Source organism: Specibacter sp. BI4 (assembly GCF_056680095.1).
The window spans coordinates 402,750-423,762 of sequence record NZ_CM155265.1 but is presented as its reverse complement, the minus strand read 5'-3'; the positions used below and the strand labels follow the sequence as shown (position 1 = coordinate 423,762).

Sequence of the window (21,013 nt, the reverse complement as noted above, 5' to 3'; positions counted from 1 at the left end):
AAAATGGCGGATTTTGTGGCTAAAGTGGGGGACAAGAGTGGTGCTGGTGCCTAAATGCGCCGGTGTTTCGAAGCAACCAAAGGATGAAACAAATGGCTGGAATCATCATTGTCGGCGTAGACGGCAACACAACGTCCATGAAGGCTGCCCGTGTTGCAGCCGAACTGGCCAAGGCAACGGGCCGCACCCTGCGCGTCGTGACGGCGTTTGGCGAGGACAAGACCGAAAAGGTTGCCATCGGCAATGACGAGTGGTTCCTGTCCACGGCCGATGAGGCAGAGCGTGTTGCGCAGCGTGTTGCGGAAGAGCTGAAGGTCAGCGGCGTCAAGACCGAGTACTCCTCGGCTCTGGGCAAGCCCGCCGACGTCCTGCTCGACGAGGCGGCCAAGCTCAAGGCCGAGCTGATCGTTGTGGGCAACGTCCGCATGCAGGGACTCAAGCGCGTGTTGGGCTCGGTTGCCAACGCCGTGTCGCACAACGCCCCGTGCGATGTTTACATCGTCAAGACCGACGGCTAAAACTCACCTTCGCAGAAAACCCCCGCAGCCATTGCTGCGGGGGTTTTCTGCGCTTGGCGGGCCGTCAGCGGTATTTCCGGTGCTGATTTTCGTGGCTGGACGGGCCCGGGGCGGCATCGGCGATCCAGGGGCCGGTGCCTTCCGAGGGGTCAAGCACGCCCTCCTCCAGCCAGCTGAAGTTTCCGGCGAGCAGTTCCTCGGCCAGGGACTTGTCCGCGTCGTCGGTGTTGTGCCAGAGCTCGCTGAACAATACCTCGACGCGGAGCCGCGACTGCCAGGCAAAGGCATCCGCCAGCTTCAGGGCCGAGCGGCCCTGGTCCGGGTCCTTGAGCCGGAGCATTTCCACCCGGGCGCAGCAGGCTGAAATGGCGAAAAGTTCGGCGCCGATGTCCACTATCCGGCCCAAAAACGCCTGCTTGTATTCAAGCTTTCCCTGCCACCTGCCCATGGCATAAAACGTCTGCCGGGCCAGCTTCCGGGACTCACGCTCCACAAACCGCAGATGCTTGGCGAGCGGGCCAAAGTCGCTGTACGACCGCGGGTCCAGGCCCTTGCCGACAACAAGCTGCGGGAGCCACTTGGCGTAAAAGCCGCTGGCGCCCATGGCTGCCTTGCCCTTGTCCGCCAAGGTTGCCGTGGTGGACGCCAGCTCGCCGGCAGCCGCCAGGTGCGCATCCACAGCTTCGCGGGCAATGAGCAGGTGCATGATCTCGGTGGAACCCTCGAAGATCCTGTTGATGCGCAGATCCCGCAGGAGTTGTTCGGCAGGAACGGCGCGCTCACCGCGGGCGGCAAGGGAAGCTGCGGTTTCATAGCCGCGGCCGCCGCGGACCTGGACGAGCTCGTCGGCGCATTTGTAGGAAAACTCCGAGGACCACAATTTGGCCAGGGCGGCCTCGATGCGCACGTCCTTCATGCCGGCGTCGGCCAGTGCGGCTGACAGCTCAAACACCGCTTCCAGGGCGAAGGTGGTGGCGGCCATGAATGCCAGCTTCTTGCCCACGGCCTCGTGCTGGCCCACGGGCAGGCCCCATTGCGTGCGGGCGGCGGACCATTCACGGGCGATCTTCAGCGACCACTTTGCGGCTCCGACCGCCATGGCCGGCATGGAGAGCCGCCCGGTGTTCAGCGTTGTCAGTGCGATCTTCAGTCCCTGGCCTTCACGCCCCAAACGGTTTTCGGCCGGGACGCGCACCTGGTGGAAGCGCGTCACGCCGTTTTCAATGCCGCGCAGCCCCATGAACTCATTGCGGTGTTCAACCGTGATGCCGGGTGAGTCGGCCTCCAGCACAAAGGCTGTGATGCCGCCGGTCTTGCGGCCGGCCGCGTCGGGTCCGCGGGAGGGCACCAGCGCCATGACCACCACCAGTTCGGCAATGACGCCGTTGGTGGTCCACAGCTTCACGCCGTCCAAAAGGTATTCCGAGCCGTCCTCGGAGGGCACCGCCAGGCAACCCATGCGGGCAGGATCTGAACCCACGTCCGGTTCCGTCAGGAGGAACGCCGTGACGGCACCTGCGGCACAGCGGGGGAGATACTTTTGTTTTTGCTCGGCTGTGCCAAATATCTTCACCGGTTCCGGCACACCAATCGACTGGTGGGCTGAAACGAGGGCGCCAAAGGACGGGTGGACGCTGCCGAGGATGGCCAGCGCCCTGCCGTAGTAGCTCAGGTTCAGGCCAAGCCCGCCGTATTCAACGGGGATCTTCATGCCGAACACGCCAAGCTCGGCCAGTCCGGCCAAATACTCGTCGGGGATCTTAGCCTCCCGTTCGATCCGGGGGCCGTCCAGCGTCCTGGCATACGCCTCCACCTTGTCCAGGAATGCCTCGCCCCGTTCGGTGTCCCCTGCGGAGGATTGCGGGTGTGGATGGATCAGGCCAACGTCAAAATTGCCCAGATACAGGCCCTTGGCGAAGCTTGGGCGCACCCAGGCCGTTTCCCTGGCAGCTTCGGCAGCGGTTCTGGCGTCTTCGGCAGTGACGGGCGCGCCGATGGTTGGGGACATGGCTTCCTCATTTCCGCCGGCGGAGCGGTCACTGCCGGCTTGCGGATCCGGTGCATAGCTCGATTGATGCGAGCCTACTCCGCAGTACGCACGGCGGCTAGGGCAAGCTGCCGGCCGTGGTTTATTGCGTGCCTTTCCGAAACCGCAGGGTCAGAATTTGGAAGGGGCGCAGCGAGAGTTGGATGGCGTGGGTGCCGGCGGTCCCGGCACCGCCCGCGGCACCCACGGTGAGGGATCCGGCGTCGTACGGCTGCTCGAGGAGATTGTTTTCCACCACGGAAGCCACGGGGAACGACGCCGTCAGCGTCACCTGAGCCCGGGCACCGAGCGGCTCGTACAGGCGCACGATGACGTCGCCGCTGCGGTCGTCCGCCAGCTTCACGGCCTCAATCAGCGCAGCCTGTGAATTGGTGCTGACCAACGGTTCGACGGCGGCCCCATCGGCAGGCACACCGCGCCATGGCAGGTTCATCGCGTAGCCGGCGGCCACAGCGTCCTGCACGTCGGCACCCACCACGAGCCCGTAGCTGAAGGAATGCCGGCCCTGGTCCGTCTCCGGATCGGGGAAGCGCGGCCCGCGCAGCAGCGACAGCCGCACCGTGGTGAAGCTTGAGCCGTTGGTGCCGGGGTGGCGGGAAACATCGTGGCCGTAGGTGGAATCGTTGATGACGGCGGCGCCGAAACCGGGCTCGCCCACATGCACCCAGCGGTGCGCGCACACCTCAAAACGGGCGTTGTCCCAGGAGGTGTTTTCATGCGTGGCGCGCTGGATGTGCCCGTACTGCGTCTCAAAGCGGGCATGATCGGCGTGCACGTCGAGCGGGAAGGCGGCCTTCAGCAGCGTCTCCTGCTCATGCCAATCGACGTCGTTGTAGACGGTGATGACCTTCGAATCCGCGGAAATCCGGACCCGTTGGGTGATGTGCGACTTCCGGAAACTGCGCTTGATGGTGATCTCGGGCTGGTCGCCCAGCATCGTGACCTCCATCGAGTCCAGTTCGCGCAGGTCCGTCACCGTGTTTTTGTAAAATTCGTCAATGTCCCACGCGTCCCACATGTTCGGGAAGTCGGTGTGCAGTTGCAGCAGGTTGGCGCCCTGCCCGTCCGGGACGAGTTCCCGGTTTGCGGCCACGTCCAGAATGGAGCTGATGACGCCGTCCGTGCCGAAGCGGACGCTGATGAGTCCGTTGTGGACGACTATTTCTCCGCTGTCGACCCCGTCCCGCTCAACCGTCACCTGCGTCGTGGCGGGCTCCGGGACACCCGCACTCAGCGGGGCGATGCCGCGGCGCGGGTAGGGGGAGGCATTGAAGAGTGTCGCGTTCGCGAAGTCCTGCTCCGATTCGGGATCGAGCGGTTCGACCCACGGTGCCAGCGCGAGCAGCGCCGGGCTGATGATGTCATAAAGGTCTTCGGCAATCTTGGCATACTGTTCGGCGGCCTCGCGGTGCACCCAAGCGATCGAGGATCCGGGCAGGATGTCGTGGAACTGGTTGAGCAGCACCAGTTTCCAGATCCGGTCGAGCTCCTCATACGGGTAGTCCAACAGGCCACGCGCGGCGGCCGTGGCGCTCCACAGCTCTGCCTCGCGCAGCAGGTGTTCGCTGCGGCGGTTCCCCTGCTTCGTCAGTGCCTGCGAGGTGTACGTTCCGCGGTGCAGCTCAAGATACAGCTCGCCCTTCCACACGGGGGCGTTGGGATACTCGGCCTCGGCCGCGGTGAAGAACTCGGCCGGACTCTGGATCGTGACCCGCGGCGAGCCTTCAAGATCTCGGGTGCGCTTCGCCCGGGCCAGCATTTCACGCGTGGGTCCGCCTCCGCCGTCGCCCCAGCCAAAGGGCACCAGCGAATTCTTGGCTGCGCCCTTGTCGCGGAAGTTGTTCACGGCGTGCGCCAGCTCCTGCCCCGAAAGCTGGGAGTTGTACGTGTCGACCGGCGGGAAGTGGGTGAACACGCGGGTGCCGTCGATCCCCTCCCAATTAAAGGTGTGGTGGGGGAACTTGTTGACGGTGTTCCAGGAGATCTTCTGCGTCAGGAACCACTTGGCGCCGGCCTGCTTCACTATCTGCGGCAGCGCGGCGGAATAGCCAAAGGAATCCGGGAGCCAGACCTCCTGGCATTCGACGCCGAAGTTTTCGCGGAAGAAGCGCTGGCCGAACGTGAACTGGCGCGCCATCGCCTCCGAACCGACCATGTTCGTGTCGGACTCCACCCACATGCCGCCCACCGGGATGAGCCGCCCCTCCGCCACGGCTGCCTTGACCTTGGCGAACACCTCCGGACGGTGCTCCTTGAGCCATTCGTACTGCTGGGCGGACGACATGGCGAACTGGAACTCGGGGTTTTCCGCCAGCAGATTCACCACATTCGACGTTGTCCGGGCCACCTTGCGCACCGTCTCGCGCACGGGCCACAGCCAGGCTGAGTCGATGTGTGCGTGCCCAATCGCCGTGATTTGGTGGGCGCTGGCGTTGGCAGGGTGCGCCAGCACCTCGGCCAGTTGCGCACGCGCCTCGGCGGCCGTGCCGGGTATGTCCGTGAGGGACACGGCGTCGAGCGCGCGTTCCAGCGCATACAGGATGTCCCAGCGGCGCGGGTTGCCCAGGTCAAGCTCCGCCTGGAGCTGGTCCAGCACTTCGAGGTCCTGCACCAGTTCCCACACTTCCACGTTGAAAACGTTGATGTCGGCCCGGGCCATCGTGTAGCGCGGTGCATCCCCGGCGGTGGACTTCTCGCCCAGTTGGGTGGGGATGAACGGGTTGTCGGTGAACACGAAGGGGTTGGCGGCAGCCTCAACGTAGAGGTCGACGGTCTCCCCGCCTGCCGCGGTGCCGTCCTTAGTGTTGCCGGCCACGGGCACCCAGGTGTTGAACGGGTTCAGCGCCTTGACGGTGCGGCCGTCCGGCCGGTACACGAGCCCCTCGGCCTGGAAACCCGGCCACGACTGGCTGAAGCCCAGGTCCACCACGAGTTCAACCTTGTGGCCGCGCGCCTCGGGCGGCACAGTGCCCGTAAGGTGAATCCAGCTGGTGCCCCACGCCGGTCCCCAGGGCTGGCCCACCGAGAAGGGCTGGTAATCGACGCCGCCGGTGGACGGCCCGCCTGCGTGCGCGCCGTCGTCGCCCGTTTCCTGGGGGGTGCCGCCGTCCGCCCCCGACAAGGGCAGGGCAACCGAGGGCGGAACCGGCTCCCCCTGACCGCCGTCAACATGCCACGCCGTCAGTTCCAGGGGGGCCAGCGGCGTGTGGATGGCCGGGATGATCCGCTCGACCAGGACTCGCTTGAGCCGGTTTTCGATCAGGCCGTGTTTGTCATGCATGTGCAGTAACCTTCCGGAAACGGGTGGCAGGGAGGCTGAATTTCCAGTCTAGTGGGCTGCTCGCACCAGGCGGGGAGGGCTGCCGGTTTCTGTGCCGGCCGGCATTCCCTAGAGTGGTTCCATGACATCCACACAGCTGCCAGCCGACGGCGCATCCCAGGGCTTTGCCACCGAACAGTTCGCCGGGGTCCGGGAGCTCTTTGATTCCATGCTCGACGCCGACCCCCGCTACAGCGCGCAGCTGGCGGTTTACCTTGGAGGCACCCGGGTGGTTGGCCTGGCGGGCGGGCCGGACTCCGCCGCAGATTCACTGACGGGCGTGTTTTCCTGCTCCAAGGGCGTGTCCGCGCTCGCCTTCAGCCTGTTGGTGCAGGACGGATTGGTCGACCTTGATGCGACAGTTGCCAGGTACTGGCCCGAGTTCGCCCAAGGCGGCAAGGGTGCCGTGACTGTCCGCCAGCTGCTGTCCCACCAGGCCGGATTGGTGGGTGTGCAGGGCGGTTTTGCCATGGAGGACTACAGCGACCTCCCAGCAGTGGCCGCCCGGCTGGCCGCGATGGCTCCGATGTGGCGCCCGGACAGCGGAACGTTCGGCTACCACGCGCTCACCATGGGCATTTTCCTGGAGGAGCTGTGCCGCCGCATCACCGGCGAGCGGTTGCAGGACGTCTACAACCGCCGCATTCGGGTCCCGTACGCGGCGGACATGTTCCTGGGACTGCCCGAATCCGAGGAGCCGCGCTTCCGCCCCGTCCTGTTCGACGAGGAGCCTGCACCGGCATTCTTCGACCCGCACTCCATTGCCGGGGTGGCCGGAAACGTCCAGGCAGGCAATTTGCTGGACCTGCCGAACATTCGCAGCGTCCGGGCCGCCGGCAGCTGCAGCGGCGCCGGCGTGGGCTCGGCCGACGGGCTGGCCCGCGTGTATGCTGGCGCCCTCACCGGAATTGACGGCCTGCCGCCGTTCCTGACCCCGGAAACCATTGCGCTCATGAGCCAGGAACAAGTCTGGGGCCTGGACCGGGTGTTCTGTGAGATCAGCTCATTTGCCGTCACCTTCATGAAGGCCAACCCGCGCATGGACTTCGGCAGCGCACAGGCTTTCGGGCACGACGGCGCCAACGCCGCTTTGGGATTTGCGGACCCCCTGTACGGGGTCGGCTTTGGCTACGTCCCGGCATGGAATGAGGAAGGCGGCACGGCCGGCCGAGGCATGCAGCTCAGCGCCGCCGTACGCAAGGCTATTCTGACGGCCTGACGCACCGCAGGGATTGGGGCCGTGCCCTGCAATTCCAGTCTGGACGTCAGCGCCCATGTCTCAAATCGACAGTGGGCGTTATTAAAGCACAGACCTGTTAAGACGCCGTCCGGCACTGCTGGTGGCTATGATGAGAGGGCTGCCCGGACCCGTGGGGGGACCGGCAAAAAGGCGGAGCACAAAATATGCGAAGAATTTCTGGGCGCTTCGCGGCGCTGACCCTTACCGCTGTCCTTCTGGTCTCAGGGGCAGGCCCGGTTCTGGCGGCCCCCGCCAGCCCTGGCACTGCCAATCCGGTGGAGTCTGCCCCCGCCACAATGGCTACCGCAGTGCCCTCTGCTCCTGCCACGTCGCCTCCTACCGAGACAACTGCGCCCGCCACCACGTCGCCTGCCGTTCCGACGGTGCCTGCTCCTGCCACGTCGGCTCCCGTTCCGACGGTGCCTGCTCCTGCCACGTCGGCTCCAGTTCCGACGGTTCCGGCTCCTGCCACGTCGGCGCCTCCAATCCCGACGGTGCCTGCTCCTGCCACGAAACCGGCCACCGCACCTCCGGTGCCTGCAGCGCCGTCGCCTCCTGCAACTGTCAGCCCGACGGCGCCGCTTCCTGTGGGGAAAGCCCTTGCCGCCCCTGCCCCGGGCAATACCTTCCTGATCCAGGTCCTTTCCCTGGCGAACCGCCAGCGGGCCGCCAACGGCGCCGGGCCTCTGGTGTGGAACACGACCATTGCCACCGGGTCCCAACAGTGGACGGCCACCGTGAATACGCGAATCAACAACGGCACCCTGGACATGAACAAGATCCACAGGGCCGATGCCGGGCGTTCAATCTTGCCATCGGGCGCGGACATGTACTCGGAGATCATCGGCATCAACACCACGCCCCAGCAAATTGTTGACTGGTGGATGGGTTCACCCGCCCACCGGGCCGCGTTGCTGGACAAGCGGGCCACGGACATCGGCATCGGGCAGGTCAAAACCACAAAAGCTGGCTGGAGCGGCATGAGCGTTGTGGTGGCCAATTTGGCCGGATATGCGGCATCGCGTGCCGTGCAACCTAAACCTGCCCCGGTGCCCGTGGCCAACAATGGTGATGTGGCCGCCGTCGACCCGGCAGGAAACCTCTTCGTTTATGGTTCCGCCAAGGGTGGGGATCTGTGGCAGCGTCGATTCATCTCTGCCGGTTGGGGCGGCGTGCAACAGCTGAACGTTGTGGACTTCAATGCTGACGGCCGCCAGGACATCATTGCCAAGTGGAATGACGGTCGGCTCACTGCCAGCTACGGGCAGGCAAACGGCACACTTGCTGCGACGGTGCGCATCGGCACGGGGTGGGGCCCCTACGACATGATCGCCACCAAATGGCGCAGCGGCGATAAATATCCCGGCATTGTGGCAAAGCACCGCGCAACCGGCGAGCTTTTCCACTACCCCTCCGCCAATGGGAAAGGGTGGCTGGCCAGCACCCGGATCGGCACCGGCTGGGGCCCGCTGACCATTGTGGCCGTGGATTTCGACGGCGACGGCCGGACTGATCTTGCGGCCCGCAATTCAGCCGGGCAACTGTTGCTTTACCGGGGCACTGGGACTGGCGGTTTCATGAGCGAACCACGCAAAGTCATTGGCACCGGCTGGAACGGCATGACCCACCTGTCCGGGATTGCGAACCACCTCGGAACCAACGCATGGGGCGTCCTGTCCCGTGACGGTGCCGGAAACCTGCTGCACTATGCAATCCTCAAGGACAGGTTCGGAACCCGCTCACAAATCGGCACGGGCGGCTGGACAGTGCTCCGGCTGGGCAGCTGACGTCCTGTCCCAAGTCGGAACAATAGAATCCGCATCCCGTTCGCAAGGCATTTTCTCGGGCCGGACAAAGGGGATCCGTCTGGAACGAAAATGCGGCGTCGACGGCACCTTCACGACCGGCTGAAATATTGCCCTGTGAACGACCCATGTGTGGGCGGGTGAGCGGGGGGGGCTGCGCAAAATGGGCAGCTCTCGTCGCGATTAGGCCGGGGCCCGGACATTTGCGGCGGCAACCACCCGGGCTGACGGCCGTGCCGCTGACAATTCTGCCCACAATCCAGACCTATCCGATCCATGGAACACCGGTTTAGACTAGTGGTCTAATTCGCGGAGGCGATGTGATGAAGGTGTTAGTCGTTGGCGCAGGAATTGCAGGTCCGACCCTGGCGTATTGGCTTCACAAGTCTGGAAACGACGTCACGATCGTGGAGCATGCCGGTGAATTGCGCAGCGGCGGTTACCTCGTCGACTTCTGGGGTGCCGGGTTCGACGTGGCGGAAAAGATGGGCATTGTGCCCGAACTTCGACGACGTGGATACGTTATGACCGAAGCGAGGGCGGTTAATCGCGACGGCCGCCGGGTGGCCTCGTTCAAGCCCGAAGCCATCATGGAGTCGGCGAAGCGGTACTTGAGTCTTGCCCGATCCGATCTCTCGGCCGTGATCTACGAGGCGATCGCCGGCGGGGTTGAGCTGATCCTTGGTGACACGGTTGTCGCACTCGAGGATGACAGGAACCGGGTTCGGGTTACGTTTGACAGCGGCACTACCCGGGATTTCGATCTAGTCGTTGGTGCCGATGGCCTTCATTCTCGTGTGCGGAGGCTTGCGTTCGGTCCAGATGAGCATTTCGAGAAGTATCTGGGCATGGTGGTGGCCGCGTTCGAGTCGGAACGGTATCCGGAGCGCAACGAACTTGTCGCGTTGATGTACGCTGACGTCGGCTTCCAGGCAATCCGGCTTTCGCTTCGCGACAACACCACGCTGTTCCTCTTCAGCCTGCGGCATGACGGGGGCGTTCCGACCGATCGGCCCGCGCAGGAGACTCTGCTTCGGGCGAAGCTCAGCAACAAGGGTTGGGAAGTGCCCGTCATGCTCGACCTGATGGCTGAGGCGAAGAACTTCTATTTCGACTCCGTGAGCCAGATCCGGATGCCGTCCTGGACGATGGGGCGCGTTGCGTTGGTGGGCGATGCAGCGGCGTGTCCCTCGTTTCTGGCTGGCCAGGGCTCGGCCTTGGCAATGGTGGAGGCCTACACTCTGGCGGCAGAACTTGCGCAGGTCGGTGACCATCGGGTTGCGTTCGCGCGCTACGAGGAGCGGCTCGCTCCGTTGCTACACTCCAAGCAGGATGCCGCCGAGGGTTTGGGTTTGGCGTTCGCGCCCAAGAATCGGCTCCAGCTCTTCGCAAGGAACATGGTGATGAAGATGATGGGACTGCCCAAGGTGGCGGACATCGTGATGGGCAGGAGCTTTCACGATGCCGTTGAGCTCCCACCGTTCCCAGACCCCCAGCCGGTGCGCTGAAAGCATGGTGCGACCACGATTCGCGAAACTGCCATCCCACCTGCAGCAGACGATCCTGCGGGTGGCTCTGGACGAGTTCGCTGCGCACGGATTCCACGAAGCCTCGCTCAATCGGGTGATCGATGCGGCCGGCATCTCCAAAGGGTCGATGTACTACTACTTCGAGGACAAGGCTGATCTCTACTCCCACATCACGCGGACCGAACTGGCAGGATTGTTTGCGCTCGTCGGCCCGCTGCCCGAATTGAATAGCGGTGACGCTGACGAGTTCTGGCGGACGCTGGAGGATTACTACCTTCGGCTGGTGACCGCGCTTGCGCGTTCTCCGCAGTTGGCCGCACTTCTGCGGGACTGGGCCACCGCGGTGAAGAATCCGGCATTTCAGCGGACACAGGGTGAGCTGGAGCAAGCGTCGCTGCCCTGGATCGAGCAGGCGCTTGTGACAGGCCAGCGATTGGGAGCGGTGCGCGATGACCTGCCATCCTCCCTGCTGATCGCTGTCGTATTGGGCATGGGTGAGGCGATCGATGTCTGGCTCATGATCCAGCAGCCGGACGATGGCACATTGCCCGGGCTGATCGGCACCCTTATCAGCTTGATCCGAGGGGCAGTCGGGGGACCTGAAGCAGCGATCCATTAATGGCACCGAGAACTGTCCGAACGGGGCCCTCCGACGGGCCTGCGCGGCGTGCTTGCAGCTGGCCCATGTCTGGTTGGATTCGAGTTATTGATCCAACTTCGATGGTGTGGGCAGCCGACTAGCAGCGCACAGCCCGGGACCCGGATACACGGGTGCCGGCCGCCGTCGTCACCCTCAATGGCGGGAGGGCTTCTTCAGCGCGGCGAGGGCCTCCGGAATGGCCCGGTGGAACGTGGGGTACGCGTAGATCATGGTTTTCAGCGTGGACACCGGAATGCGTGCGTGCACCGCCAGGGCGAGCGCCGACAACACCTCCCCGCCGGTGGGACCCATCGAGGTGGCGCCCACCAGAACGCCTGTTTTGCTGTCTTCAATGAGCTTGATGAAACCCTCGTTGCCGGACTTGTGAATCCACCCCCGCGTGGAGTCATGCAGCGCGGTGAAACCCACCCTGATGGACAGCCCTGCGTCCACGGCCTGCTTCTGGGTGAAGCCGACGACGCCAATTTCGGGATCTGTGAACGTCACGTGCGGCACTGCATGGGACTGCGCCGTGCCCCTGTCCGGCTGCTTCGACTTCCCCGTGCCAACTTTCTGGGCGAGAATGTGCCCGGCCACGATGTTGCCCTGATACATGGACATGTGGGTGAATGCCCCGGCCCCTGCGGCATCGCCGATCAAGTACAGGCCGTCGGCCAGCTGCATGTGCGGGTCAACGGCCGGTGCAGCCTTGTCGCCCCATGCGATGTCCGCAGCCGCCAAGTCAACGGCAGCCAGTGACGGGGTGCGCCCCGTGGCCACGAGCAGCTGGCTGGCAGTGAGGCGGGAGATTTCCCCTGCGCCCCCGGCCAGTTCCAGCGTGAACTTTCCGCCGCTGTGCCTGACAGCCGTGACGTCCTTGTTGCGCAGGATCTTGATGCCCTCGTTGCGGAACACCTCGGCCAGCAACTTGCCGGCTTCGGGTTCTTCCCGCGACAGCAGCCGGGACCCGCGCAGCACCATTGTCACCTTCGTGCCGAAGCGGGTGAACGCCTGTGCCAGCTCGACGGCGATGGGCCCGCCACCCCAAATGACCAGCGACTTGGGCGCAGTCTCGGACTGCACGGCCTCCCTGTTGGTCCAGAACGGTGTGCCCGCCAGCCCCGGCACGTCGGGAACGGCAGGGTTGGTGCCCGGGTTGAGCACCACTGCGCGGCGGGCGTGGAAGGTGTGCTCACCGCCGTCGGGCATGGAAACGGTGACCTCGCGGGGGCCCGTGAGCCTCCCCGAGCCGCGAACCAGGCGGCCGCCCTTGTCGGTGAAACGCTTGGCGGCGACAGCATCGTCCCAGTCGTCGGTTGCCTCGGCACGGATGCGCCCGGCCACCACGGAAAAATCGGGGGTCGCCGAGGCGCTGCCGGCCAGGCCCGGAACCCGCAGCGCCTCGGCCACCACGTTCCCTGCCCGGATCATCATTTTGGACGGAATGCAGCCATAGTAGGGGCACTCTCCGCCCACCAGCCGGGACTCCACGCCCACCACTGACAGGCCGGCCGCGGCCAGTTCCCCGGCCACCGACTCGCCGCCGGGCCCCATGCCAAGCACTACAACATCAACTGCATCCGGCTTTACCGCGGCGGCCATAAAAGCTCCTTACTTGGTGATGCCTTTGTCCTTGAGCCACTGGGTTGCGGCAACTTTGGGATCCATCTTTTGCTCGCCCTCAACCTGGGTGCGCAAGGCGATCAGGTCGTCGGTGGTGAGCTGCTTCGAGACATTGTTCAGGGCCGTCTGTCCGGCGTCGCTGACCTTGTCGGTCTTGATCACGGGCAGCACCTGCTGGGCGCCGATCATGCCCTTGGGGTCTTCCAGGACAACAAGCTTGTTGGCCGTGATTTCAGGGGAGGTGGTGAAAATATCGGCGATTTGGACCTCGTTGTTCAGCAGCGCCTTCAAGTTCAACGCCTCGCTGCTGGCGCTGAAGGCCTTGAACTCCTTGGGCACGCAGTTGTAGAGCTTGTCCAAACCGGGCAGTCCGTAGGGGCGGGTCTGGAATTCCGACGGCGCCGCGAGCGTGAGTTCGCTGCACACGGGAGTCAGGTCGGCAACGGACTTCAGCTTGTACTTGGCGGCAGTTTCCGCCGTCACGACGATGGCGTCCTTGTCCTCGGCGGCGGCGGCGTCCAAGATGCTCAGGCCTGCCGGCATCTTGGCGGGGAGCGCCTTTATGATGCCGGGGCCGTCAACCACCGTGTTGGCGGCGTCAAGATAGCCCAGCAGGTTGCCGGTGTATTCGGGCACCACATCGATCGAACCGTCCTCGAGCGCCTTCATGTACACCTCGCGGGCGCCGATGTTCAGCCGCGTGCTGGCGGTAACGCCTGCCGCATTCAAGGCGCCGGCGTAAATCTCGGCAAGGATGGCGTTTTCGGGGAAGTTGGCCGAGCCAACCACCACCGCGCTGCCGGAGCCGCCGGTCTCCCCGGCGCCGTCCTTGCCCAACGGATTGCCGCCGCCGCAGGCAGTCAGGGCAAAGGCCACTGACAGGCCTGCGGCCGCTCCGAGGAATGCGCGGCGGGTGGGCACGGATTTGATGCTCATGATTAGTCTCCTGTTGTACCGGCTTGGCATTTTCAATTGTGCTTTGAACTGGCCGGGACCAGCTGTTCTGGAACGGTCCCGGTCTTTCTCAGGCCCGGCGACACCACCGCGCGTTGCAGCAGCGCCAACAAACCGTCAATAGCTATGGCCACGGCGGCGATAACGACGGCCCCGCCTAGTACTTGACCGTAATCCTGCACCGCGAGGCCGTCAATAATGTAACGGCCCAGCCCGCCGAGGCTGATGAACGCCACAACGGCCACGGTCGAGACTACCTGCAGCACGGCCGAGCGGAATCCCCCCAGCATGACCGCCAAGCCGTTGGGCACCTCAACGCCAAACAAAATCTGCCGTTCGGTCATGCCCATGCCGCGTGCAGCATCGACAATTTCACTGTCGACGGCGGCAATGCCGGCGTAGGTGCCGGTCAAAATGGGTGGCACCGCCAGCAGCACCAGGGACCAGATGGCCGGCATCAGGGACAGGGACGAGGTGGCAATCAAGGCAAACAAGGTCATGATGCCCAGTGTCGGCAGGGCCCGCAGCATGCCCGCAAGGGCAACCACGACGCCGCGTCCCCGGCCGGTGTGCCCCACATAAAGTCCGATCGGGACGGCGATGGCAACGGAGATCAACAGTGTCAGGCCCGTGTAGCCGAGGTGCTCGACGATGCGGACCGGCACGCCCGTGGCCCCCTGCCAGTTGACCGGGTCGGACAGCCACTGCCAGCCCTGGCCGAAGGGGTCGGTGGCCGTGTATGTGGTCAGTGGCGCGGTGCCGGCGGGAAAGCTCATGCCTGCACCGCCGTCGTGCCTGCTGCTGATGGGGCAGGGGCTGGGGTGATTGGGGCTGACGGTGTGCTGCGCAACCAGGGCGTGAGCAGCTTTTGCAGCAGCACCAGCACGACGTCCATCAGCAGCGCCAGCACCAAGGTGCCCAGGATTCCCACGATGATTTCGGTGGGGAAGTTCCGCTGCAGCCCGTCAGTGAAGAAGAAGCCCAGGCTGGGAATCCCCAGCAGCGAGCCGACAGTGACGAGGGAGATGTTGCTGACCGAGATCACGCGCAGCCCGGCAAACAGCACGGGAATGGACAGCGGCAGGTCAACGCTGAGGAAGCGCTGGAACGGCCTGTAGCCCATGGCTGTGGCCGATTCGCGAATGGTGTCGTCGACCGAGTTCAACGCGTCGAGGGTGGAGCGGACCAGGAGGGCCACGGCGTAGATGGTCAACGCCACAATGATATTGGCGAAGTCGAGGATTTTGGTGCCGAGGATGCTGGGCAGGATGACAAACAAGGCCAGCGACGGGACCGTGAACAGCAGCGAACCCGCCGACAGGATGATGCCGCTTGCCACCTTGTTGACCCGGGCAAGCTGTGCCAGCGGGATGGCGATTATCACGCTCAACACCAGGGGCACCACGGCCTGGACCAGGTGGTAGCCGGTGAGGTTCAGGACCTGTGGCAGGTTGGCCAGGAACCAGTCCATCAGGAACGGCTCTCCCGGGCGGCGTCAACGACAGCCAGCACCTCGGAGGCCTTGACCAGGCCGGTGACCCTGCCGTCGGCGTCGACGGCGACGCCGAGTCCGGAAGGGGAAGACAATGCCGCATCGAGGGCGTTGCGCAGGGGGTCGCCGGCGTGGAACAGGGAACCGCCGGGGATCAGCTGGTCCGGATGGGTGCCCGGGTTCGTGCCCGGGGAAAGCCAGCCCTGCGGATGGTTCTCGGCGTCAACGGCCAGGACCCAGCGAGTGGTGGCGGGAACACCGTCGTCGTCCGTCTTGGAGTGCGCAGCCTTGGAGCGCGCAGGCTGGGCCGGCGCCGCGGTTCCGTCCCAAACCACCGACGCAGCCGGGTGGATCGGCACGGACTCGCCGGTGCTGAACGACAGCCGCCGAAAACCCCTGTCCCGGCCGACAAAATTGGCCACAAAGTCGTCCACGGGTGCGCGCAGAAGTTCCTCGGGAGGCGCGTACTGGGCCACGCGGCCGCCGCTGGCAAAGACGGCGACCCGGTCACCGAGAACGGTGGCCTCGTCAATGTCATGGGTGACGAAGATGATGGTTTTGGCCAGCTCGCGCTGCAACCGCAGCAATTCATGCTGGAGCTCGGCCCGGACCACTGGGTCCACGGCGGAGAACGGCTCGTCCATGAGCAAAACCGGCGGATCCGCGGCCAGTGCCCGGGCGACGCCGACTCGCTGCTGCTGCCCGCCGGAGAGCTGGTTGGGGTAGCGGCTGGCCATGGAGGCGGGCAGACCCACGGTCTCCAACAGCTCCAGGGAGCGTTTTCGGGCCTGCGCCCGCGGGACCTTGTTCAGGCGCAGCACGGTTGAAACGTTGTCGATGACGGTCCGGTGGGGGAGCAGCCCGGCCTGTTGCATGACATAGCCCATGGAGCGGCGCAGCTCGTGGGCGGGGAGGCTGGCGACGTCGCGCCCGCCAACGGTGATGGTGCCGGAGGTGGGCTCCACCATGCGGTTGATCATGCGCAGCGATGTGGTTTTGCCGCAGCCCGACGGCCCCACGAACACCGTGATCTTGCCGCTCTCAACGCTGAGGTTGAGGTCGCCTACAGCCGGTTGCCCGCTTTGGTAGACCTTGCTGACGCCCCGGAATTCAACCATCGCGTTGCCAGACTGCCCGATGGTTTCCTGTGCTGACGTGGTCTTGCCCTGTGCTGCGGCGGTGGCTTCTTGGGCCGCCATCGATTGGTCCTCACTGTGGGTGGCGTTCTTGCGGATCGATCACCTGGTGCCTGTTGATCATAGGCAGGGAGCATTTGCTGCGTAAAGTCCCGTCCGCCGCATTGGCCGGGTTTCGCTTAGCGCGCACGACGGCGGACGGTGCGTGCCGCCGTCGTGCGTGGGATTGGAGGTGGCGGGCCGGGGCACACGTTCCAGGCACCGCTCAGGCTCCGGCGCTAGGCTGACCCCATGGACACTCAGAATTTGGAATTCAGCACCAAGGGCGCCTACGTCACCGGCGCCGAGTACACACGGGACACCAATTACATTGAAACGCGGATCACCCGCAGCGGCGAGGACGGTTACCCTGTGGAGGCCGGGCGCTACCGCCTGGTCGTAGCGCGGGCATGCCCGTGGGCGCACCGCTCCACGATTGTCCGGCGCCTGCTGGGATTGGAGGACGCAATTTCGATCGGCGTCACCGGACCCACGCACGACTCCCGCTCCTGGACCTTCGACCTGGATCCGGATGGGCGGGACCCGGTTCTGGGCATCGAGCGCCTGCAGGAGGCGTTCTTCAAACGCACCCCCGATTACCCGCGCGGCATCACCGTCCCGGCCATTGTTGACGTGCCCAGTGGCGCAGTGGTTACCAACAATTTCCCACAGATCACGCTGGACTTCTCGACCGAGTGGACCGAATTCCACCGCGACGGCGCCCCGGATTTGTACCCGGAAGCGCTGCGCGAAGAAATGGCAGTGGTCAACAAGCGCATCTTCACCGAGGTTAACAACGGCGTCTACCGCTGCGGCTTTGCCGGTTCGCAGGAGTCGTACAACGCGGCCTATGAGCGCCTGTTTATCGCGCTCGACTGGCTCGAGGAACGCCTCGCAGGCCAGCGATACCTCATGGGCGATTCCATCACCGAGGCCGACGTCCGCCTCTTCACCACCCTGGTCCGCTTCGACGCCGTCTACCACGGGCACTTCAAATGCAACCGCAACAAGCTCATCGAAATGCCGGTCCTCTGGGCCTACGCGCGCGACCTCTTCCAGACCCCCGGCTTCGGCGACACAGTGAACTTCCAGCAGATCAAGGACCACTACTACATTGTCCACACCGATTTGAACCCGACCCAGATTGTCCCGCTCGGCCCCGACACTTCCGGATGGACGACGGCGCACGGCCGGGAGTCATTGGGTGGTCGCCCGTTTGGGAACGGAACTGCCCCGACCCGGCCGGTGGACGCGTAACGCCACTCGCCAGAATGGCCAGTGGCTATGGGGAGGGGGCCGTCATGGTCGCTGAATTTGATATCGAGGGCCGCTGGCCGGACTTGTTTGAGCAACTCGACGCCGTGCAGCGGCAGCCGAGCGCTGATGGCGTCCGAGAGCGAGTTGTGGGCGTCATGCTTCTACCCGGAGACGTATAGCGCTGCCACGCACCTACGACGCCACACATGTGCGGGCCATCCACCGGCATTTGTTTCAAGACCTTTATGACTGGGCCGGTGGGTACCGCGCGGTATATATTTTCAAGGGCAAGCCCCGCGGTTTTGCGGACGTCAAAGGTGGGGAAAATGACCGCTATCCGGGTGACGTGCGGGAGCTTGTCACCTCGGCTCCGTGGGCAGATCTTGGCCGCAAGGAATTTGCGGCACGTGCAGCAAAAGTGTTCGCCTACCTCAATCAGGCACACCCGTTTCGGGAGGTCAACGGCCGAACCTCAAAGGTGTTCATGGCTCAAGTTTCAGAGCTTTCGGATTACTCGTTCGACTACAGCTGGGTGGGCCCGGATGAGTGGAATGAGGCATCGAAGTGGTCGGGGACGGATCTCTTCGCGTACCCGCCGCAGCCCGCGTCGCTGGTGCCTGTCTTCCTGGCGATAACTGTCGACCGCGCGTAGTACGCGCCTACCAACACGCGATATTGCCTATACGTCGAGATAGCCCCCAAGCATGACGCATGAGGAAAGCTGCCTGAGCCACGTGCAACGCAGCCAAAGTGGATTTAACAAAAAGCGTGATCTGTCATCCTGAAGTTGACAGATCACGCTTATTTGCTATGAGGAGTTTGGCGATTAGCCGGTGATCTTCAGGCCGGTGTTCCAGTTGAAGGTTTCAAAGGCCGGGTTGGCCTGCAGGGTCATGATCAGGAACTGGAAACCCTCCAGCTCGCGTGAACGCTTCAGTGCACCCACGACGAGGGGACGCATGCCGCCGTCGGCCATGAGAGAAGCTACGGCTGCCGTCGCTTCAGCGTTGTCACCGGCGATGAAACCGTCCAAGACCTGGCCGTCGGTATTGCCCGCCACCAGGGTGCCGGCAAAGTTGGTGTTGAAGGCCTTGACCACATTTCCGGGTGTCAGCGCAGCGATTTCCTCGGCGGCGGAGGTTCCGGGAGCAACCACCAGGGAGTCGAAGGTTTCAAAGTTCACGGGGTTCGTGATGTCGACGACGGTCTTGCCGGCCAGTGCTGCACCGTAGGAGGTGACAACTTCCTTGGCGGCGTCGAACGGCAGGGCGAGAACCACAATGTCGCCGGCCGGGGCCTGGCCGACGGTGCCGGAAGAAAGTGTGCCGGAAGTGGCGTTGCTGCCCAGCTCTGCGGCGACTGCGGCCGACTTGCCGGCGTCGCGGTTGAGGAGTTCCACGTTCCTTCCAGCGGCGAGGGCGCGTGCGGCAATGCCGCGGGCCATGTTTCCGGTCCCGATGATCGTGATGGTGTTCATGATGGTCCTTCTTTCCTTGGAGCTGGCTGGAAGTGATTTACTTGAAGCTACAACTAAAGCTTAGGCTCCATTGATTGAAGTGTCAAGTAAAAGTGAGGGGCGCTGCTTGGAAGCGCCGGAATCATGGAAAGATGGCGCCATGACTGAGATGGATCCGCGCTGGTTGAGCGCCGAAGAACGTGCCGCGTGGCTGGCCTTGCTGTCCACCGTGACTTTGCTGCCCGGGGCACTTGAGACCCCACTCCAGCAGGCCGCCAAGTTGTCCCTCTTTGAATACAATGTCCTGGCCATGCTCTCGGAGGCCGAGTCGGCGACCCTGCCCATGAGTGAGCTGGCCGCCCGGACTAGCGCATCGCTGTCCAGGCTGTCGCACGTGGTGCGGAAGCTGCAGGGTCGCGGCTATGTGGAGCGGTCGGTGTACGTGGAGGACGCCCGCGTCACCCAAGTCACCATCACTCCCGTCGGGCTGGAGCTCGTTCGCGAGTTGGCGCCCTTGCATGTGGAATCCGTCCGGACCGTCGTCTTTGACCGGCTGGACACGCGCGACGTTGCCGACCTGGTGCGCATCGGGCGCAAGCTCATGCGGGGCCTGGATGAGTCGCACTGGACGCTGCGCACGCCCGCACCCTAGGGGCGAAGCCTGGTCTGGCGCGCCCGCCTCCAACTGCGCCCCGACCGCGCCCCCTCGATCAATGTGAGATTGCCCATATGTGGAATAGGGCAGCAAAATGTTTCTTAATCCGATTTAATGCCGTAACGTAGCTAAGGCTTGCCTAAGTGGGGCAAGCCTTGTGGTGGAATCATCGTTAGGACATGCATTGGAATTTTCACGTCGTCAGGGCCTGAAGCTGGGCCTTTTTGCATCTGTTGCAGCCTTGGGAGTCGGCCTGGCAGGCTGCTCTACCGGTGCCGTGGGGGATTCCAGCCCAGAAGGCACGCAGGCCTCAACTGACACCTTCCCCGTCACGGTCAAGCACATTTACGGTGAAACCGTCATCAAGTCGGCCCCGCAGCGTGTGGCCACCGTTTCCTGGGTCAACGACGACGTGGCCCTCGCCCTGGGCGTTGTCCCGGTGGGCATGCCCAAGAATGAATGGGGCGGCAACGAACAAGGCTCCACACCCTGGAAGGATGCCGCCCTGGAAAAGGCCGGCGCCGCCATCGGCACAGGGAAGGCGCCCGCGCTGTACTCGGAAGCCGACGGCGTGAACTTCACCGAAATCGCCAAGTCCACCCCGGACATCATCCTCGCCGCCTACTCGGGCCTGACGCAGGAGGACTACGACAAGCTCAGCAAGATCGCCCCCGTCATCGCCTTCCCGAAGACCGCCTACGGCACCTCATGGCAGGATTCCACCACCATGATCGGCGCGGCACTGGGTAGGTCCGCAGCGGCCAAGGACCTCGTCGCCGCCACCGAAAAGACCATCAAGGACCAGGCCGCAAAGTACCCGTCGATCAAGGGCAAGACCTTCATTTACGGCAATCTGGAACCCGGCGCCGCCGAACCCGTCAGCGTCTTCACCTCCGGTGACAACCGGCCCAAGTTCCTGAGCAGCATCGGGATGGAACTGGCGCCGGTCATCGTTGCGGCGGAAAAGGGCGTCGATGCCTTCTTCCTGCCCTGGTCCGCCGAGAAGGCCAACGAACTCGATGCCCAGGTGTTTGTCAGCTGGGTGGCCGACGATAAGGCCAAGGATGCGATCGTGAAGGACCCCCTGCTGGGCCAGATCCCCGCCGTCAAAAAGGGCGCCTTTGTCACCGACTCCGACAACACCCTCACGCTGTCCGTCTCCGCCTCCTCCCCGCTGAGCCTGCCGTGGACGCTGGACAAGTTCCTGCCCCTGCTCGGCGCCGCAGCGGACAAGGCTTAAGGAAGCCGCCAGTGACAAGTGCACCAGCTGTTGCGAGGGAAGGTTCGACGCCGGAAACGGCTT

At 64.3% G+C, this 21,013-nt stretch carries 17 protein-coding genes; 9 read left to right on the top strand and 8 right to left on the bottom strand.

Annotated elements, in window-relative coordinates:
• Nucleotides 1–92 precede the first annotated feature (92 nt).
• Nucleotides 93–518, top strand: coding sequence for a universal stress protein (locus AC1L6K_RS02035; protein WP_480951084.1), 426 nt, complete (start codon nt 93–95; stop codon nt 516–518).
• 64 nt (nt 519–582) lie between these two features.
• Here AC1L6K_RS02035 and AC1L6K_RS02030 read toward each other — a convergent pair whose 3' ends face one another.
• Together AC1L6K_RS02030 and AC1L6K_RS02025 are read right to left on the bottom strand one after the other, a co-directional pair.
• Nucleotides 583–2,526 carry an acyl-CoA dehydrogenase family protein gene (locus tag AC1L6K_RS02030; protein WP_480951083.1) on the bottom strand — a complete coding sequence of 648 codons (1,944 nt, stop codon included), beginning with the start codon at nt 2,524–2,526 and terminating at the stop codon, nt 583–585.
• A 121-nt stretch (nt 2,527–2,647) separates the two neighbouring features.
• Nucleotides 2,648–5,845 carry an alpha-mannosidase gene (locus tag AC1L6K_RS02025; protein ID WP_480951082.1) on the bottom strand — a complete coding sequence of 1,066 codons (3,198 nt, stop codon included), beginning with the start codon at nt 5,843–5,845 and terminating at the stop codon, nt 2,648–2,650.
• Between the two features lie 121 nt (nt 5,846–5,966).
• Between AC1L6K_RS02025 and AC1L6K_RS02020 the strand changes: the two genes are divergently transcribed.
• The 4 genes from AC1L6K_RS02020 (at nt 5,967) to AC1L6K_RS02005 (ending at nt 11,077) form a co-directional block, all read left to right on the top strand.
• Complete coding sequence (locus AC1L6K_RS02020) at nt 5,967–7,103, top strand: serine hydrolase domain-containing protein (RefSeq protein WP_480951081.1); 1,137 nt, start codon at nt 5,967–5,969, stop codon at nt 7,101–7,103.
• 515 nt (nt 7,104–7,618) lie between these two features.
• Nucleotides 7,619–8,911, top strand: coding sequence for a CAP domain-containing protein (locus tag AC1L6K_RS02015; protein WP_480951080.1), 1,293 nt, complete (start codon nt 7,619–7,621; stop codon nt 8,909–8,911).
• 341 nt (nt 8,912–9,252) lie between these two features.
• The gene (locus tag AC1L6K_RS02010) at nt 9,253–10,437 is read left to right on the top strand and encodes an FAD-binding domain (protein ID WP_480951079.1); all 1,185 of its coding nucleotides are present in this window, start codon (nt 9,253–9,255) and stop codon (nt 10,435–10,437) included.
• 4 nt (nt 10,438–10,441) lie between these two features.
• Nucleotides 10,442–11,077: a TetR/AcrR family transcriptional regulator gene (locus AC1L6K_RS02005; protein ID WP_480951078.1), complete on the top strand. Its 636-nt coding sequence runs from the start codon at nt 10,442–10,444 to the stop codon at nt 11,075–11,077.
• A 174-nt stretch (nt 11,078–11,251) separates the two neighbouring features.
• On the opposite strand, the gene AC1L6K_RS02000 is transcribed toward AC1L6K_RS02005, so the two are convergent.
• The 5 genes from AC1L6K_RS02000 to AC1L6K_RS01980 are packed head-to-tail and all read right to left on the bottom strand — an operon-like array spanning nt 11,252 to nt 16,285.
• A complete protein-coding gene (locus AC1L6K_RS02000; RefSeq protein WP_480951077.1) occupies nt 11,252–12,700 on the bottom strand; it encodes a dihydrolipoyl dehydrogenase family protein in 1,449 nt (482 codons plus the stop codon).
• Between the two features lie 9 nt (nt 12,701–12,709).
• On the bottom strand, nt 12,710–13,657 hold the full coding sequence (locus AC1L6K_RS01995) for an ABC transporter substrate-binding protein (RefSeq protein ID WP_480951076.1): 948 nt from the start codon (nt 13,655–13,657) through the stop codon (nt 12,710–12,712).
• Between the two features lie 32 nt (nt 13,658–13,689).
• Entirely contained in the window at nt 13,690–14,451 is a 762-nt protein-coding gene (locus AC1L6K_RS01990; protein WP_480951075.1) for an ABC transporter permease, read from the bottom strand.
• Nucleotides 14,448–15,146 carry an ABC transporter permease gene (locus AC1L6K_RS01985; RefSeq protein ID WP_480951074.1) on the bottom strand — a complete coding sequence of 233 codons (699 nt, stop codon included), beginning with the start codon at nt 15,144–15,146 and terminating at the stop codon, nt 14,448–14,450. Before AC1L6K_RS01985 ends, AC1L6K_RS01990 begins: the two co-directional genes overlap by 4 nt.
• Nucleotides 15,146–16,285: an ABC transporter ATP-binding protein gene (locus AC1L6K_RS01980; RefSeq protein WP_480952675.1), complete on the bottom strand. Its 1,140-nt coding sequence runs from the start codon at nt 16,283–16,285 to the stop codon at nt 15,146–15,148. The genes AC1L6K_RS01985 and AC1L6K_RS01980 overlap by 1 nt, the downstream gene beginning before the upstream one ends.
• 309 nt (nt 16,286–16,594) lie before the next feature.
• On the opposite strand from AC1L6K_RS01980, the gene AC1L6K_RS01975 reads away from it, so the two are divergent.
• Nucleotides 16,595–17,599 (top strand): glutathione S-transferase family protein, encoded by a 1,005-nt coding sequence (locus tag AC1L6K_RS01975; RefSeq protein WP_480951073.1) that lies wholly within the window; start codon nt 16,595–16,597, stop codon nt 17,597–17,599.
• Between the two features lie 208 nt (nt 17,600–17,807).
• Nucleotides 17,808–18,251: a Fic/DOC family protein gene (locus AC1L6K_RS01970; protein WP_480951072.1), complete on the top strand. Its 444-nt coding sequence runs from the start codon at nt 17,808–17,810 to the stop codon at nt 18,249–18,251.
• 174 nt (nt 18,252–18,425) lie between these two features.
• On the opposite strand, the gene AC1L6K_RS01965 is transcribed toward AC1L6K_RS01970, so the two are convergent.
• The gene (locus AC1L6K_RS01965; protein ID WP_480951071.1) at nt 18,426–19,076 is read right to left on the bottom strand and encodes an NADPH-dependent F420 reductase; all 651 of its coding nucleotides are present in this window, start codon (nt 19,074–19,076) and stop codon (nt 18,426–18,428) included.
• Nucleotides 19,077–19,215: 139 nt separating this feature from the next.
• Between AC1L6K_RS01965 and AC1L6K_RS01960 the strand changes: the two genes are divergently transcribed.
• Together AC1L6K_RS01960 and AC1L6K_RS01955 are read left to right on the top strand one after the other, a co-directional pair.
• Nucleotides 19,216–19,707, top strand: a complete 492-nt coding sequence (locus tag AC1L6K_RS01960; RefSeq protein ID WP_480951070.1) for a MarR family winged helix-turn-helix transcriptional regulator — start codon at nt 19,216–19,218, stop codon at nt 19,705–19,707.
• A 187-nt stretch (nt 19,708–19,894) separates the two neighbouring features.
• Complete coding sequence (locus tag AC1L6K_RS01955; RefSeq protein ID WP_480951069.1) at nt 19,895–20,950, top strand: ABC transporter substrate-binding protein; 1,056 nt, start codon at nt 19,895–19,897, stop codon at nt 20,948–20,950.
• The last annotated feature ends 63 nt before the right edge of the window (nt 20,951–21,013 follow it).